Annotated in this window: 17 protein-coding genes; 5 read left to right on the top strand and 12 right to left on the bottom strand. The window is 39.6% G+C overall.

The window, feature by feature from the left end; genetic code table 11:
- Positions 1 to 44 precede the first annotated feature (44 nt).
- From C558_RS0129645 to C558_RS0129620, 5 genes are all read right to left on the bottom strand, one after another.
- On the bottom strand, positions 45 to 917 hold the full coding sequence (locus C558_RS0129645; protein ID WP_245583789.1) for an IS3 family transposase: 873 nt from the start codon (positions 915 to 917) through the stop codon (positions 45 to 47).
- Positions 918 to 922: 5 nt separating this feature from the next.
- A complete protein-coding gene (locus C558_RS0129640) occupies positions 923 to 1,600 on the bottom strand; it encodes a helix-turn-helix domain-containing protein (RefSeq protein WP_018756428.1) in 678 nt (225 codons plus the stop codon).
- Between the two features lie 153 nt (positions 1,601 to 1,753).
- Positions 1,754 to 2,188, bottom strand: a complete 435-nt coding sequence (locus C558_RS0129635) for a VOC family protein (protein WP_018759920.1) — start codon at positions 2,186 to 2,188, stop codon at positions 1,754 to 1,756.
- Between the two features lie 756 nt (positions 2,189 to 2,944).
- The gene (locus C558_RS32215) at positions 2,945 to 4,072 is read right to left on the bottom strand and encodes a DUF4037 domain-containing protein (RefSeq protein WP_211220819.1); all 1,128 of its coding nucleotides are present in this window, start codon (positions 4,070 to 4,072) and stop codon (positions 2,945 to 2,947) included.
- A gap of 134 nt (positions 4,073 to 4,206) precedes the next feature.
- The gene (locus C558_RS0129620; protein WP_018759917.1) at positions 4,207 to 4,479 is read right to left on the bottom strand and encodes a hypothetical protein; all 273 of its coding nucleotides are present in this window, start codon (positions 4,477 to 4,479) and stop codon (positions 4,207 to 4,209) included.
- Positions 4,480 to 4,589: 110 nt separating this feature from the next.
- On the opposite strand from C558_RS0129620, the gene C558_RS0129615 reads away from it, so the two are divergent.
- The 3 genes from C558_RS0129615 to C558_RS0129605 all read left to right on the top strand — a co-directional run bounded on the left by C558_RS0129615 (position 4,590) and on the right by C558_RS0129605 (position 7,097).
- Complete coding sequence (locus C558_RS0129615; RefSeq protein WP_018759916.1) at positions 4,590 to 5,519, top strand: helix-turn-helix transcriptional regulator; 930 nt, start codon at positions 4,590 to 4,592, stop codon at positions 5,517 to 5,519.
- Between the two features lie 91 nt (positions 5,520 to 5,610).
- A complete protein-coding gene (locus C558_RS0129610) occupies positions 5,611 to 6,543 on the top strand; it encodes an alpha/beta fold hydrolase (RefSeq protein ID WP_010861405.1) in 933 nt (310 codons plus the stop codon).
- Positions 6,540 to 7,097 carry a YdeI/OmpD-associated family protein gene (locus C558_RS0129605; RefSeq protein WP_018759915.1) on the top strand — a complete coding sequence of 186 codons (558 nt, stop codon included), beginning with the start codon at positions 6,540 to 6,542 and terminating at the stop codon, positions 7,095 to 7,097. The genes C558_RS0129610 and C558_RS0129605 overlap by 4 nt, the downstream gene beginning before the upstream one ends.
- Before the next feature lie 55 nt (positions 7,098 to 7,152).
- On the opposite strand, the gene C558_RS34120 is transcribed toward C558_RS0129605, so the two are convergent.
- From C558_RS34120 to C558_RS0129590, 3 genes are all read right to left on the bottom strand, one after another.
- Positions 7,153 to 7,257 (bottom strand): DUF2716 domain-containing protein, encoded by a 105-nt coding sequence (locus C558_RS34120; protein WP_018759914.1) that lies wholly within the window; start codon positions 7,255 to 7,257, stop codon positions 7,153 to 7,155.
- Between the two features lie 163 nt (positions 7,258 to 7,420).
- Entirely contained in the window at positions 7,421 to 7,687 is a 267-nt protein-coding gene (locus C558_RS0129595; protein ID WP_018759913.1) for a hypothetical protein, read from the bottom strand.
- Between the two features lie 319 nt (positions 7,688 to 8,006).
- Positions 8,007 to 8,219, bottom strand: coding sequence for a DUF6366 family protein (locus C558_RS0129590; RefSeq protein ID WP_018759912.1), 213 nt, complete (start codon positions 8,217 to 8,219; stop codon positions 8,007 to 8,009).
- A gap of 767 nt (positions 8,220 to 8,986) precedes the next feature.
- Between C558_RS0129590 and C558_RS0129580 the strand changes: the two genes are divergently transcribed.
- On the top strand, positions 8,987 to 9,505 hold the full coding sequence (locus tag C558_RS0129580) for a DinB family protein (RefSeq protein ID WP_018759910.1): 519 nt from the start codon (positions 8,987 to 8,989) through the stop codon (positions 9,503 to 9,505).
- A gap of 266 nt (positions 9,506 to 9,771) precedes the next feature.
- Here C558_RS0129580 and C558_RS0129575 read toward each other — a convergent pair whose 3' ends face one another.
- Entirely contained in the window at positions 9,772 to 10,644 is an 873-nt protein-coding gene (locus C558_RS0129575; protein ID WP_018759909.1) for a phosphotransferase family protein, read from the bottom strand.
- 439 nt (positions 10,645 to 11,083) lie between these two features.
- Between C558_RS0129575 and C558_RS0129570 the strand changes: the two genes are divergently transcribed.
- On the top strand, positions 11,084 to 11,971 hold the full coding sequence (locus tag C558_RS0129570) for a copper amine oxidase N-terminal domain-containing protein (RefSeq protein ID WP_018759908.1): 888 nt from the start codon (positions 11,084 to 11,086) through the stop codon (positions 11,969 to 11,971).
- 304 nt (positions 11,972 to 12,275) lie between these two features.
- On the opposite strand, the gene C558_RS32210 is transcribed toward C558_RS0129570, so the two are convergent.
- From C558_RS32210 to C558_RS0129555, 3 genes are all read right to left on the bottom strand, one after another.
- Positions 12,276 to 13,223 carry an amidohydrolase family protein gene (locus C558_RS32210; RefSeq protein ID WP_018759907.1) on the bottom strand — a complete coding sequence of 316 codons (948 nt, stop codon included), beginning with the start codon at positions 13,221 to 13,223 and terminating at the stop codon, positions 12,276 to 12,278.
- A 170-nt stretch (positions 13,224 to 13,393) separates the two neighbouring features.
- The gene (locus C558_RS0129560; RefSeq protein WP_018759906.1) at positions 13,394 to 15,562 is read right to left on the bottom strand and encodes a serine hydrolase domain-containing protein; all 2,169 of its coding nucleotides are present in this window, start codon (positions 15,560 to 15,562) and stop codon (positions 13,394 to 13,396) included.
- A gap of 369 nt (positions 15,563 to 15,931) precedes the next feature.
- Positions 15,932 to 16,510 (bottom strand): SDR family NAD(P)-dependent oxidoreductase (locus C558_RS0129555; RefSeq protein ID WP_018758810.1); only part of this gene is annotated, 579 nt, incomplete at its 5' end.

Genomic DNA, 16,510 nt, shown 5'->3' with positions numbered 1-16,510 from the left:
TGAACTGCACCCCGTCAAGTAGACAGTACAAATAATAAAAACAGTTAAGCGGCCTTGTTCCTGAATTCCATTGGACTAAGGCCGTTTAATTTTGCTTGTAATCGTTCGTTATTGTAAAAATGAATGTAGGTCTCGACGTCCTTCTTGAGATCCTCAAAGAATTCGTACGTGTGTAAATAATACTTCTCACATTTTAGAGTCCCCCAGAAGGATTCCATTGGGCCGTTATCGATGCATCGACCAACTCGAGACATGCTCTGAGACAGCCCGTTTTTGTCCAAAAGCTTTTTAAAGTCCAACGATGTGTATTGAAATCCACGATCACTGTGAAGCATAGGTTTGCTTCCTGGAGCTGCTTGCAAAGCTTGCTCCAACGTCTGAAATACCAGCGGATTGTTATTGGAATGCCCCAATACAAAGGAGACGACGGATTTATCATGGAGATCTAGAATAGCGCTTAAATAGGCTTTTTGACCATGTCCATATTTGAATTCGGTCACATCCGTGACCCACTTCTCATTTGGTGCTGAAGCCTCAAATTTACGGTTTAACAGGTTCTCTGCCACTTGCTGTGGAGTGGAATGCACATATTTCGCTCTTTTCCTGCGGATTACAGACTGAATCCCCCTTAGCTTCATCAGCCGGTACACACGTTTATGGTTGATCGTTTTTCCGGTTTGCTTGCGCATATGTAGAGTTAATTGACGGTATCCAAATGTACGCTCCACTTTCTCATAGATGTTCAGCATCACCTGCGCCAACTGCTCATTCTCTAGCTCATGAAAGCTGGGTCTACGATTTAGCCACTTGTAATAGCTAGAGCGTGCAATCCCTGCAATTTCACAGAGAAGCTGAATGCGCATTGATGCATCCTTGTGAAGAGCTTCAATGGCAAGGTAAACCGTTTCATGTCGTATATGACCTAGCGTCGCCTTCTTTCGAGTTCCTCTAACTTTTTTAAGAATGCATTCTCAGCCCGAAGGCGCTCAATTTCGTACTCCATTTGCTTCATCTTGAGTTTCTGTTGATCAGCCTCTATTAACTCTTCAGGTGCTTTCTTTCTGCCTCGGCCATCTTTTAACGCATCCTGACCACGATCCTCGAACTTCTTCACCCATTGATATACTTGCTGGTAAGAAACCTGAAATTGTTCCGCCGTCTTTTGGTAGTCATACTGATTAACCAGGCAATACTGAACAATCTCTATCCGTTCCTGCCACGTTGTAGAACGACCTTTTGTCATAGCTTTTGTTTCTCCTCTGTAGGCTTTTAAGCTGCTATGACCATTATACTTCTTAATCCAGTCGGAGAGCTGTCTTGTACTGGAGATCTCATATTTATCGATGATCTGGTACTGAGACAATTCGCCCTGAAGGTGTTCTCTCACCGCTTGAAGCTTGAGTTCAGCACTATAACTTCGGTTATGGGTACGGCGCTCCAGCCCTTCATAACCATACAATTTGTAGCGTCGTTGCCATTTCATTAACGTTGTTTTGTTAATCTCATACTTTTTAGCAGCAGCTAGAAAACCAATCTCTCCATTTGAAACTTCTTCAATGATTTTGAGTTTTTCTAGTGCATTATATTTTTTCCTGACCACGAAAAAACTCCCCTTACAGTAACAGGTTTTATTTTTTAACCTGTCTACCGTAGGGGGAGCATATCACTGCCCGGCTGCCGTTCGTGTCATCATTGAGCTATAGTGTCCCGTTAGTTCAATGCCAGGTTTCTTCGACGTGCTTGTTTTGTTGAATTAGCAAGATTGAGCATGATAATACCGGTTGTTTTCCAAGTACCCTTCCCATGCACCAAGTTTAAGACCGTTCAAATCATAAAAATCAAAAAATCTTCCGCAGGAGGAGTTTTCCCCCCCGATATCTGTCACCCGCACTCCGTCATTTTTCAAGTCATTGTGAAGTTGGTCCAGGTCTCGGACTCGAAACACGATGCCAACCCGATATTGACCAATTTCTCCTCCGATGTACCACATGCTATCTTCGTCAGTATCAGGAGTAAAGAAGCTAATCCAAGTACCGTCTGGAAGCTTCATCTCGCCGCCTTTCGGTTCGATATACTCGAATCCAAGATGCTTAGCATACCACCCTCCGGCTTTCTCAATATCGAGGACTGGCAAGTTATAACTAACAGATTTAATTATTTGCTTTGTAGCTATTTGATGATCACTCATCTGGAATTCGCCTCCTATGGAAATAGTAGTTCAATTCCATATTATATCAAAAGTGTTTAGTTGTGGATAAAAATTCCGGTGGCAAGCTGCTAGTTTATTACGTAATCCTGCCCATTAGTGAAACGCGGCTGCCGATATATGCCGGCAGCCGCGTTTTAGTTAGTTATTAAGCTATCGTGTCCCGTTAGCTTAATCTAATGCTCATCTACGTTTGCCTCTGTTTACCCATGTGTGCCAAAGAAGAAAACTTGAAATAATGAATGATAATATTGCCAACAATAACTTAGTTCCATGATCTTTAAACACAAAGGCAACAAGAAAATAACAAATAACAACTCCTACAGTTACCCACTTTTCTATGCGAAGAAATCTTCTACTTTGAACAAGACCATACTTTTTTATTATGAAAACCTCTAAATGATTAATTACAACAGAGATGAGAATTATTATCAATATTAATAGCAATCTTCATTCCCCTTTGCAAAAATGAAATGTTCTTCCTATCTAAGTTTTCGCAAGGTAATTGTAAAAGCCATTGTTAAAATCCAGTAATATCAAGATATTTAAGCACAGGTTTAATCATAAATATTCCACCTCGATTTGAGCTTTATGATAAGTATTGCGACTATTGCTACCTATTATTGAACAATTCTGCCCGTTAGTGAAACGCGGCTGCCGATCCATGCCGGCAGCCGCGTTTTAGTTATACGTGTCCCGTTAGTTTAATGGCCGCCGTTGAAGCCTTTTGGATTTGAACTATTGATCCTTTTTAACTAACAAACTAGGGTTATATAGTTTTTTTAAAGCATTTCTTGCAAATTCTCCTTCTCCATCAGACCACCTATTCATTTTTCTGAAATCTGTGTTGTCTGTAATCTGGTCTATGTTACCAATCAAACGTTTTTGGGATAACTGTTGAATGTCTGTATCCACGATTTGATTTGCGATGAGGCTAGCAATTTCTTCACCGTTCATTACTTTAAAGGGACGATCAAAAAAGTATGAAACGTCATCAGGAATCCTTTCAGTGATCCCTAGTCCGTTGTGCATACTTGATAGATGCTTGTAAGCATTATTCAAAGCATGCTCGCGTTCCCCCCATGTAACTGCCGTTTGAGCAGTCCAAAGATGAGACATTATTTGATCAGAACATTTCAAACGTTTAAATGCAGTACCAAACCATTTTGGATAGGGTGCATATTGACGCTCCATAAGAAAGCAGAGATTTATGATGTCGCGGACAAGGCGTGAAGCGATAATAGATGAGCCAATTTCGTCACCTATAAAACCCGAACGAAGCATCAGATGTTCTTCTTGACCGATTCGCTGCCAACTTGATGCCATAAGGTACAACCAAATATCGTGAGGGTAATATTCGAATTGTTTGCGTAATGTGGAAAGTTGATCATTATCGTCCCTATAAACTTCCCCACGTGTTAATTCGAGAAGTGACTGTGAAGGAAACGTTAGCCAATCTACTGGTTCTAATCGTTCATCTTTGTTAACAGCCAGGTAACTTTCGATCAACCTCGGCACCGTTGTAATTACGCTCTTCCTTATATCAATGGGGAAGCCATAGAACCGTTCCGGAGCTCGCTCGTGCAGAGTTGATTGGATTTGTTCTGAATACCCGATATCTAGTTGGTTAAGAAAAAGATATACCCTGGGCACCCAATCGTGATCAGTCGACATTTCCGTATCATATCCGAGCACTTCGCTACCTGGACCAATTAGAGCCGATGAATAGGACAAGAAAGAGTAATTTTCCATCATTACAGGCTCAACGATTTCCATATGAAATCGACGGCATAATTCTATTCCTTTAATAAAAGACATTCCCATTCCTCCAAGTCCATCAACCACAAACATCATTTTTAAGCTCATTCGCTCATTATTTCAACATAAGCTGAACGCAATGTAAAGTTAAAAAATCATTATTGTTGAACTATACTGCCCGATAGTTGAACAGGCAGCCATTAATGCTGGCTGCCTGTTAGTTATGATGCTATCGTTCTCCGTTAGCGTAATAATTCTTCTCTGTTCACTTTCTCAAACAATGTTCTGTAATGAGTTAATCCAAAACCCCTTTCAAGACCACTTACATTTCTCCAAAACTTCTCTTCGTCAAAGCCTTCAAAATCTTCAATGATGAACAAGGCAAGATTGTGAAAAACATGAGCGATTCGAAATACTTGATTAAAGTTCTCTTTACTGAATTCACCGCTATTTTTAATATCTAATAACGCTTGATAATTGATCGTCAAATATGCCTTTTTTTTATTTTCTTCCAATAAAACCCCTCATTTCAGATGTTTTCTCGTTAGATTTATCACAGCTGCTCAATTGCTTTATAGCTGTCTCTTGGGTCATAATAAAAAAATATATTTTTAAGGAGAACAAGATGAAAATAGAACGTATGTTAACCATTATTGTGATGTTACTTAATAGAAATCGTGTAACAGCAAATGAATTGGCTGAGAAATTTGAAGTGTCGGTCCGGACTATTTACCGAGATATTGAAACAATCAATCTAGCTGGTATTCCCATCATTTCCCATTCCGGAAACAATGGTGGATTCAGCATTTATGAGAGTTATAAATTAAATCATCAAGTACTAACTCTTAATAACCTGTCCTCCCTTCTTTCTGTTCTCAAGGATATTAATTTCACAGTTGACGACATTGAGTTAGAATCATCCATAGAAAAACTACAAAATATCATTCCTAAAAACAAGGTAGATTATCTAAAGCTGCATATGGAACAAATCATCATTGATTTACATCCTTATGGAGACTCTCCAAATCAAAAAGCATTAGTTAAGACGCTAAGGAAAGCTATTACACAGACTAATTTACTGACTATTGACTACAGAAATTATGATAATATCGTCAGCAAAAGACAAGTTGAGCCTATGTCGCTCATATTTAAAAATTATACTTGGTATTTATTTGCTTATTGTCTTTTAAAAGAAGACTTCAGAATATTTAGAGTTTCCCGTATAAGTGATTTTCACATTGAAAATCAATCATTTGAACGTCGAGAAAAATCCTATCACGAGATTATGGCATTATTAAATGAACAAACAACAATGACAACAATTGTCTTAAAAGTTTCCCCTCAAATGAAGTCTCGTGTGAAGGATGTTTTTAATAAAGAAGATATTGCGGTGTTAGAAACAGGTGAACTTCTTGTTACAGCTACATTCCCCGAAAAAGAATGGTTGTTCTCTCTCATATTTAGTTTTGGAGAGCATATAGAGGTCTTAGCTCCAAAAGAAATGCGCAAAAAAATTGCTTCCAAACTCAGATTGATGGCTGACAAATATCATTAAGTGAGTTTCTCAAAGCTGACAGACCGTTGTCAAACGTCCATGATAATATTGTCATTGTAAGATACTTTTATTTTAATTAGGAGGATGTTAAATGACAAACAATTATGAATTTCCAACACCAACACTTATCTCAGGTAACGGTGTGGAGCTAGAGGTTTTTGAAGCTGGACAAAAAAATGGGGGGCAACCTATCGTTCTCTGCCACGGATGGCCAGAGCATGCCTTTTCTTGGAGACATCAAGTGACTCCTCTTGTAGAAGCAGGTTATCACGTTATTATTCCTAATCAACGAGGGTATGGAGAGTCTTCTTGTCCAAAAGAAGTCACAAAATATGATATTGAACATTTAACGGGTGATCTTGTTGCTCTTTTGGATCACTACCAATACAAAGATGCCATTTTTATGGGCCATGATTGGGGCGCAAGTGTTGTTTGGAGTATGGCTTTGCTGCATCCAGAACGTGTTAATAAAATGATTAACTTATGCTTGCCCTACCAAGTTCGAGGAGAGAGACCTTGGATTGATTTTATGGAAGAAGCTTTTGGCGATGATTACTATTTTGTTCACTTTAACAAACAACCAGGTGTTGCAGATGCTGTATTAGACGAAAATGCAGCCCAATTTCTTCGTAACTTATATCGAAAGAATGTTCCATCACAAGGCTCTGTTGAAGGAATGGAAATGATTAATCTAGCTAAAGCAACCCAGCCGTTAGGTGAACCTGTTATGAGCGATGATGATCTTTCTGTTTATATCACAGCCTTCAATAAGACAGGTTTCACTCCAAGCATCAATTGGTACAGAAATTTAAATCGTAATTGGCATTTATTAGGTGACGTATCTCCTATTCTTCATCAGCCAACATTGATGATTTATGGTGAGAAAGATATTATTCCGCCGCTTCCAAATATAAAAGATTTTGTACCTAATATAGACATTAAGAGTTTAAACACCGGTCATTGGATTCAAGAAGAAAGACCTGAAGAGCTTAATCAAATGATTTTAGAATGGCTGGAAAAATGAGTGAAGTGCTATTTTTTAGTAATCAAACAGAATTTATTGATTGGTTGGATATTCATCACCAAACAGCTAGTGAAATTTGGGTAGTTTTTTTTAAGAAAAAGACCAATAAAGCAAGTCTCACTTGGTCCGAATCAGTAGATTGTGCACTGTCATTTGGTTGGATTGATGGGATACGAAAAACAGTTGATGAAGATTGCTATAAAATTCGCTTTACTCCACGTAAGCCTAATAGCCTCTGGAGTAAAGTTAATGTGCAAAAGGTGCATAAACTGATAGAACACAATCAAATGAGGCCTGAGGGATTGACTGTTTTCAATCAAAGAAATGATCAAACAGGTTATTCTTCCGTTCATAGGAACGTTACTTTAACGAAAGAATATGAGGATGAAATTAGAAAAGATCCAAGTTCTTGGGGATTTTTTAATCAGCTTCCACCTTCGTACAGAAGAGATTCTATTTGGTGGGTAATGAGTGCTAAAAAAGAAGAAACTCGGCTAAGAAGATTGAATCGATTAATTGTTTCATGGGACAAGGGAGAAATGTTAAGACCCTAGATTTTCATTTTGCTTCATTGTCGCAAAGAGAGTATGTAAGGGGTTATGCATTTCGCTAATCAATCAAAAATTCGGTACTGGGATTAAAAAGAAAATCCTTAGTAAATCTTGACCACACTTTTTCTTGCTCTTCATCCTCTATTAATGTCCAACCATCCATTATTATCCTCCTTTGTGCGTTCAACAACATTGATGCCCATTTGTTGAGCAAATCTGCCCTTTAGCGCAACGCGGCTGCCGATCCATGCCGGCAGCCGCATATTTTTATTTATTAAGCTATAGTGTCCCGTTAGTTTAATGAACTACATTGCATTGAACGGTTATTAGCCATGTTTTTTAACCATAGACAAATAGTCTTGCCAGATAGTAATTAATACTCCAACACCAAACAGGATACATAATGAACCAAGCAGATAGTTACTGCTTAAATCCATTTCATAATTTTCTGGAATATACTCCCCTGCTGCTGCCACTTGAAATGCTGCAAAACCTAGCTTGGGAACAAGTGCTTCTAATAAGTTAGATATGAATAGGATGGTTACGCCAAATAGAATAAATATTAATGAAAAAATCGTCCAAACTTTACTCAACCTTCAAATCTCCTTCCACAACAAAAATTTCCATATTAATCCATCTCAATACTACCATATAGTGAGGATTACGAAAAATATTTTTACGTAAACTTCCCGTTAGCGCAACGCGGCTGCCGATCCATGCCGGCAGCCGCGTTTTAGATATTTTATTAAGCTATAGTGTCCCGTTAGTTCAATTAATCCTTGCTAATAGCTCATCAATTTTTTCCTCAAAGTCCTCGTCTTCTTCATCCTTTGTTGGCTGGTATTTCATTCGTTCAAGATCAACTTTAAGCTCCAGCAAGTGGTGAAAAATGTAATATCGTCGCTATAATTTTTAATTTAGTAATTTGTAAATTATATACCCTATAACCAATAATAAAATTATAATTCCAGTTCCTTTCCATCCCAAGCCACCAAATAAACCAGTTAAATTTCCATATTCAGAACGATTTACTCCATCACTAAACGCACCAAAAGGGTTATTTTTTAATTCTTCTTGTCTTAAACGTTCTATTAGTTCTTCAGGTGTTTCTTTTCGAGAACCCATTTGACCACCTCCTGAATAAACTTGCCCTTTCCTTCATCAAGAGCAACTCAAAAAAATTTTACCATGTGTTGCTGATTAATACTAACCTGCCCGTTAGCGCAACGCGGCTGCCGATCCATGCCGGCAGCCGCGTTTTAGTTATTTTATTAAGCTATAGTGTCCCGTTAGCTCAATATAATGAGCAGCAGCTACTGTCAGCTCAAGAAGGTTTTGTTTTCAACTACCGTGTCTCAACGAAAGCAAGTTTCCTTTAGATTTATAATAAATGCACTTATGACCAGTTCATTCCATAAATACCCACCAAAAAATATAAAAGCATTAGTAAGAGCACCCAATAAAAGATATTAAGCGGATTATCCCAGATATTGAAATGGACTCTTATCCATTTCAGAGGATTCTTCATTATAAAACCTCTCTTTCACCCTGTTTGAAACCATATGTAAATTTTACACAAATATCCATGTAAGAGCAATTGGGGATTGTGCTAAACTGCCCGTTACTTCAACAAGTAAAAAGGAACTGCTACCAAGCAAAGTAAGCTCCTCAATAGCAAATGTTGTACGTGACCTCCTGTTTGTCCTTTTGCTCCAGTAATTATTATCACATAAATATCATGAGGGGATAAATATATGTTACTATATCATTAGGTGATGATCAGGAGGCGTTTGATATGAAAACAACAATAGATCCCGGGCAAACTTTTAAGGGGATTAGCGCATAATTGCCCTTTAACTGCGTCATTCCCCATTTGAAAAGGGGAAACCAAGTTGAAATCGTATGTATTGCAGCAATTGGATTATCATGTGTGGGCGAATCAAAAGGTTTGTGCGTATTTAAAAGAACTGTCTGAAGAGATATACCGCAAAGAGGTTACCAGCGTATTCCCGACGATCTACGATGCGATGGTGCATATCTATGTGGTCGATCGAGGTTGGTTGTCGTTCTTTGAAGCTGGTGGCGTCACGGAAATATCAGCGGAGTATTTGGAGCGCTTGAAAGATTCTATTGATGCAATGGTGGCGGAAACAGCAGGCATACGTATTGAAGAGCTAGGGCAGATGATGAATGGGCTGGCTTCGCAATTACGAGTCTTTGTTGAACAACAAGAGGATATCGAAGCAATCTATCCTTCTGGTGGTTTCAATTCCCGTTGCATAGACTATATCCAGCATATCGTAAACCACGGAACATATCACCGCGGCAATGTAACCGCGATGCTCCGTCAATTGGGTCATCCGGGCACGCCGACAGACTACGGCTTCTATTTGTACACGCTTAGTCAGTAACCTAATACATGAAAGAAAGAATTCAACCTGGAACATTATTGTTCCAGGTTATTCTATATCCTGCGTTATAGCCAATTGCTGTAAATTTTACGTATGGGACTGCGCTTCCTCCATAGTACCATTATTTATAACTCCCCATCTGCTTATAATGTTTTAACCTAGTTCAACTATACTGCCCTTTAGCTTAATAAAACAAGGAGCAGCTGCCGCAGCAAACTACTCCTTATTTCGTTTAACTAACGTGTCCCGTTAGTTGAACAAGCAATCTATCTATAATCTTTAATTCCACTTTCAAAAGCCTGGCTATCGTCATTCTCAATCCCGTGCAATGCTTCTTGTAAAGCAAATGTACTTTTATAAAATTTAACTCGTTCAGATATTTCATTACCATTAGGATATAGGTTAATACACATATCAAAAAAATCTTCACCATAGCTGGAGAGTATTCCAGCAAAGTCATACGCCGGATCACCTAAACCAGAACCACCAAAATCTATTATCCCTGAAATCATACTTGTTTCTGGATTCCATAAGATGTTAGATGCTCCGAAATCTCCGTGTATAAGTGTTATATCTGAATTTGAAAATGCTTCCCCTTTTAGGAACGTTTCAGAAGATTGTGATATTACCTTTTGAGCGTCTTTTCTGATAAAAGGAAACAATTTATTTTGAATCTTATCATACAGGTTATACATCTCTTCACGAGGATTACGAACCTTTAGATTCAAATCTCGACTTGCTTTTTCTCCTGAAATAGAATGGAGTTCTACAAGAAAAGAAACAAGTTGTTTTGCCAACTCTTTAACCAATTCAACACTCTTAACACCTGTTAAACTTTCCTTCCACAAAGGAACACCATCTATTAAGTTATAGCCAGTGAAGACCTTACCTGGTTCTAACTCTTTAAAAGACTGATAAATTGGATTCGGAATAGGTGTAGAGACGATACCTTTAATGTATTTCAAAATTTCCGTCTCTCTTCTTAATTGAATTATTCCATTTTTATATTTTGGAAATCTAAAAACCAAAGATTTGTTTACAATTAACACATCATTATTCTGTCCAATTTCATTAGGATAAAAGTCTTCAATGGAAAGGTCAGGATAAACCTCTTTAATGATTTCAATGAACTTATTCATTAAAAAAACTCCCTTTAATGGTTATTTCTATTGGTCAAATTCTACATTTCCTGTCCAAACCCTTCTTTCTAATTTCTCCACTAAACTGCCCGTTACTTCAATGAAAACAGCAGCTGATCGTTTGACCAGCTGCCTATATATCATGATTCAACTATCGTGTCCCGTTAGCTTAATGATGCATATGGTGAAAATCACGTTTTCTCTTTAATAATCATGGCTATGTTTAAGTTTAATGCTTATTTTGGACATAAAATTAACCGCTTTTTTAGAAAGCGGCTAATTAAGCTAATGTTGTTCCATGAAGTCATTACTTATTAAGCATATTGTATTCAATCCACTTATTTATTTCAGTTTCATTAATTTTGTAAAACTTTTCCTTTTAGATCACGTCTATTATACTTAGGTTCGTAAAATTATTATTTTGGAGGGTTTAAGAGATATGAAAAAAGTAACGAGTGCTTTGTTAGTAATGTGTTTAGCGTTTTTATTTAGTTCAATGCCGATACATGCAGAGTCTATTATTAAACTTATTATCAACAGTGAAATCATTAATTCAGATTCGCCACCCATGGTTATTAATGGAAGCACAATGGTTTCATTAGATTCCTTGAGAAAGTTAAATCTTAATTTGGATTGGAATTCAAAAAATAAAACTGTTACCGTAACGACGAAGGTAAATAAAGATAAATTGATTCTTAAAGTAGGTGAGAAAGAAGCGACATTTAGAGATATAAAAATACCTTTAGAATCACCTGTTCAACTAAGAAAAAACCGCGTAATGGTTCCTTTACGTTTTATTAGTGAAGCTTTTAAGTCAGATGTAAGATGGATTAAAGAAACAAATACAATCGTTATTCGCTGCTCTGATAAGATAGATACCTATTCTATGTTATATCAGGGGGATGATTTAGTCGCTGCTCGTAAAATTGCTGTATCCCTCCCTATAATTGGTGAAAATAAATTAAGTTCGAGTAGTGAAATGTCATCTCATCAATTGTACTTCCCAGAAGGAGAGGTCTTGCACTACTATCACGTTTGGGGGAATTTACTCTCCTATTATGAGGTTAATAATGATGTGAGCTATTTAGTTTGGGAGGGCGTAGAAAGCCAACCAGGTAATTATTCAAAAGAAAATGGGAAGAGACCTGCACCAGAAAAACTTGAGGTTTATTTTGATCTTGCAAGAGACTCAAAAGATGTAGCCTATGGTAGGGTAAATTCAGGAGAGGTTTTAAGAGGAAAATCAGACGATTCTGGTGCGAATTTTTTATCTGGAATGATTCAATCCATTCCTGATGAAACTCGGACTGATAAAGTATCTAAATAACTAGTAATTCAAATGAATATATGTAATCAAAGGCACCGTAGCCTTTTTTTCCATTTTATCATTATCTTTTGTAATGTACGCGAGGAAAATTTTTCGTAGATGATAATTGAAATTGGCAACAAGATGTTTTCTTTTTTCACATTTTCCTCCAGTTTAATAACAGGAATTATAAAAACCATCTTTCGCCATATATCAAGACGCTAAAAACATATGGATGTTGCGCTAATCTGCCCGTTAGCACAACGCGGCTGCCGATCAATGTCGGCAGCCGCGTCTTAGTTATTTATTAAGCTATATTGTCCCGTTAGTTTAATTGATTTTTGATTATTAATTCGTTTGCAATCCGTTTGTTAATTGACATGGGGTCAAAGTCAATTTGTTCAGACTGAAGTAAGGAAAGTTGTGCTTGCGTAGCTGGCTGACCTTCAATCAGTTCACTAAAATTAAGTCTTCCTATACGCTCACCAATCACAGCATCTTCACATAACTCTATAACTTCATACATAGCATTTATTGCCTTTTCATAATCAAGGTTTTGTGCAGTTGCAGAATCCGTACTCAGTAAAATTCGATTAGAGTATTTTTTTATTAACGGTATATAGCTATCTAAAGGATATTCATTATTGGGGTCATAGGCTGTAAACCCCGCAAAGAAGTCAATATACAGATTATCATAACGGTTGAGTAAGCGTTCAATATTCTCTGGTGGATTGAAGACATTTGCGTGTCCAAAAATAAAAACTGTGTCTGGATAATAACGAAGTGCTTCTTCCAACCTTATTATGGGCTCACCAAAGGGCGGGTCAATATGTAGCAAAATTGGTACTTTATATGCTGCACACAGCTCGTATATCGCAGGAAGATTGCCATCCATAGGGTGTAGCGATTTCCATTGTAGTTTAGAGGTCAGATGAGAATAAGTAGACGCAGCAACTGTCTCTCCTACCCCATAATAGCCCTTTTCAAGTTTGGCTTTAACCATTGGAATACCCGCTTCATCATACATCGGAAAACCCGAAAAAAAGGGATAAAATTTTTCCGGGTACTTTACGTAAGCATCCCAAGCTAATTCATCACTTTTAATTGCAGCAGGTTCTGAGATAGCCCCAAATAAAACAGTTTTATCGACGTGGTACTTCTCCCAAATTGCAATTGAGCCTTTTTCTTCGTAGTAGTCTGCATCATGATTGTGTACATCAACTATTCTTATGTGTTTGTATCTATCGAACAATTCATGCTTCAATTGCCCCATATTTCACGATTCCCCCTACCTAAACTCTCAAATATTAGTCTACTTTTGACGGTACCATAGTAATATTGAACTTTCAAAATAAATCTTTACTATAGTCAAATGTCCGATATTCAATTGAACTAATCTGCCCGTTAGCGCAACGCGGCTGCCGATCCATGCCTATTGCTACGTTACTGCGCGGAAATCTCGAACTTCGTGCCGGCATCTCCGGCGAAAACAATGGATCCTCCCCAGGGCAACGTGACCTGATCCTTGCTTCCGATGACACTGAAGTAGATACATGTTCCCTTCGCATTATAAACGGCAAAGGAGGCGTTCGAGGACATGCTCACATTAATGGTCTTGTCCCCGTCTTCGCTTATCGTATACCATTGAGCGTATCCGCTTGACGGAATCGTAACGTTTAACTTTTTAGCGACGTTGATGGGCTTCACAGCGTCCTCGTTCACTAAGATTCTTCCACCTTGATCCAAGTACTCAACACCGTCCTGAGTAAAGAACGTTAAACCTGAGAGATCCCGACCGTTCATTCCCGGAATTTGTAATTCGGAGACGGCCGTATTCGGGCCTGTTATTCGCTTATCTAAGACGTACCCTTGCAATTGTTTCGACACATTTAATTGGATGGGCGGCAACACCATATAAATGAGCGACGTATACTTCTCGTTCAGTAGATAATACTTCTTGCCATCGCGTTGCTTCCATGCTTCTATTGTCGCTTTAGGAAGCTCGTTAGGCTGGAGCTTCTCGGCTTCGTAATCTGACACAGCCGTCTGCCCAAGACCCGGCACTGAAGAGTATTGACGAACCCATAAGTAGGTGCGGCCATTCACCTTCGTCACGAAGCTGATCATCGTATTCCCATCCGCACTTCGGAACGTGCCGTCCGCTGAATACTCGTAGATCTGGGACGGATTATCGGGCGACTGCTCCGAAGTGATGTACATAACGCCGCCTTTGGTAATATCGATTTTTTTCGTTCCGATGTACGAGCCATAGATCCCCGAATACTTAAGTACGGACTCCGGCATATCGGCCTTAACCGACGCTCCGTACGTTTTATCAGGCTTGAATTCGGCAATTGTCCCTTTCTCCTTCATCGCCTGAAGCAAGATGTCGTTCGCCAGAAGCTCGTCGTACTTGCTGTTCCCGCCAGAAGTGACGACAGCTGCCGCCATGTCCTGCTCGGGAAGCACAACTAGCGATGCGTGATAGAGTTGCGTGTCTCCGCCTTTGGTCAGCGCTTTTATCCCATAATCGCTGAAGGGATACAGATTTACGCTGTCCCAACCGAGACCGTATTCGAATGAGTTGTCCGCATCGTCAGGCCATAAAGGCGTCTTGTACTCGTCTTGCGCCATAGCCGCAGCCGAATTGCCGGACAAGATTCTTTCCGTTTCCCCTGTGAAAATTTGCGAGAATCGAGCCAAATCTTCCGCCGTGGAATAAATGCCTCCCGCTCCGATCAAGTTGACCGTCTGATTGGGAAGTTGTCCTCTGTAGGTAGGATAATAAAGCCCCGCCATCTTCACTGCGTTCGGAGAATCGAGCGGCGTCTCCGTATTGGACATACCCAGAGGTCCCGTAATATAACGATGGATATAGGAAGTAAAGTTCATGCCGCTGACACGCTCGACCAGAATCTCAGCCAGTGTAAATCCGTCATTGCAGTAAACCGAATAAGCGCCTGGGTCCGCCTTCAAGGTCTGTCCGGCCAGTTGCTTCAGCAGTGTGTCGTGCGCGTAAGTATCGTTATCTTCAAATAAATCAGCGTCCTTCGGCGATGTTCCGTTCAAACCCGAAGAATGATTCAGCAGCATCCGCGGCGTAATCTGCTTGTAGCGTTCATCCTCCATCGTAAACTCGAGGATATAGTGGACGACCGGCTTATCGAGATTGATTTTTCCTTGGTCGACCAACTGCATGACGGCAACCGTAGTAAACATTTTACTCACCGATCCGATCCCGTACATCGTGTCTTTCGTGAGCGGCTTCTGCCCGTTCTCATCATTCTTGCCGGATTGGCCGGATACGACGATGCGGCCATGATCGATAATGGCGTACTGCACGCTGTTTGTGCCGTAAGTTGTCGTGAGGAGATCTGCTTTCACTTTTGCAGCTTTCTGGGTTATTTCATAGTTGATCAAGGCCTCGTTCGAGGGCGAGTTCATTGCCGTCGTTGGCACGGTTATCGGAACAGTGCTGGGCTCGGCCACTTCAGATGTATGCTGCGCCACTGCTATGTTCTGCGTATCTTCCGATGCTTTGTTGTCGTCACAGGAGGTTAGCAGCAGACACGAAGATAGCACAGCTCCTATTATCCATCGACTTTTTATCATTTGACCTCTCCTTCTTACAGGTAACTAATTATTTTACCAATATACGGTCCATACGACGGCTTGGCCCTTTATGGAGACAAACTCGGCGAACTAAGTCATCTTTAATTTTCAAATCTCCTTATTCACTTGTTTTTAATGTTATACGTCGATAATATGAATGGGTTTCCTTTTTATGGAATTACACTATCCTGCCCGTTAGCGCAACGCGGCTGCCGATCCATGCCGGCAGCCGTGTCTTAGGTATTTATTAAGCTATATATAGTGTCCCGTTAGCGTAATAACTGTTGATTAGCTAACTTTATCAAATTCTCTCGGGTGTCTCATAACCGTACTTTGGCATTGGTAGTATCAGATGACACTGGACTCCAGTTACAGCCCCCCAGTAACAGGGGTATACGATCCGGTAACAAAACGCGAATCGTCGCTTGCCAAGAACGAAATAACACCTGCAATATCATCAGGTTCCGCCACACGCCTCAGTGGTGTGAAGCTACTAATGGTTTGTTTCTCTTCCTCTGACAAAAAGGCCGTCGCATCGGTTTGCACTAATCCGGGTGCAACCACGTTGGCTGAAATCCCTTGTGGACCGAATTCTTGGGCAATATAGTCGGAAAAGGTATTCAACCCTCCTTTTGCCGTTCCATGAGCGATCATGTAAGGCGAGGGATCCTTACCTAAACTGCTGGATACATAAATGATACGTCCGAACTTTTGTTCGATCATGAATGGAATAACGGATTTAGTCGTCACGAATGCTGCTTTTAGTTCATCGTTTAATTTCTGAGAGAACTCCTGCCAATTCATTTCGGCAAAGGGCTTCGCAGTGAAACTCATATTCGCGTTGCTGATCAATATATCAATTTTCTTAAAAGCTTCTAAAGTAGCGTCTACGAGCTTTGTAAATTGGTGTGAATCACGAACATCCGCCCGGAGAGCAATGGCTTCTCC

The sequence above is a fragment of the Paenibacillus terrigena DSM 21567 genome (assembly GCF_000374845.1).
Classification (GTDB): Bacteria; Bacillota; Bacilli; order Paenibacillales; family Paenibacillaceae; genus Paenibacillus_K; species Paenibacillus_K terrigena.
Note: the sequence above shows the minus strand (reverse complement) of the source record. Positions and strands in the feature narration are given on the sequence as shown.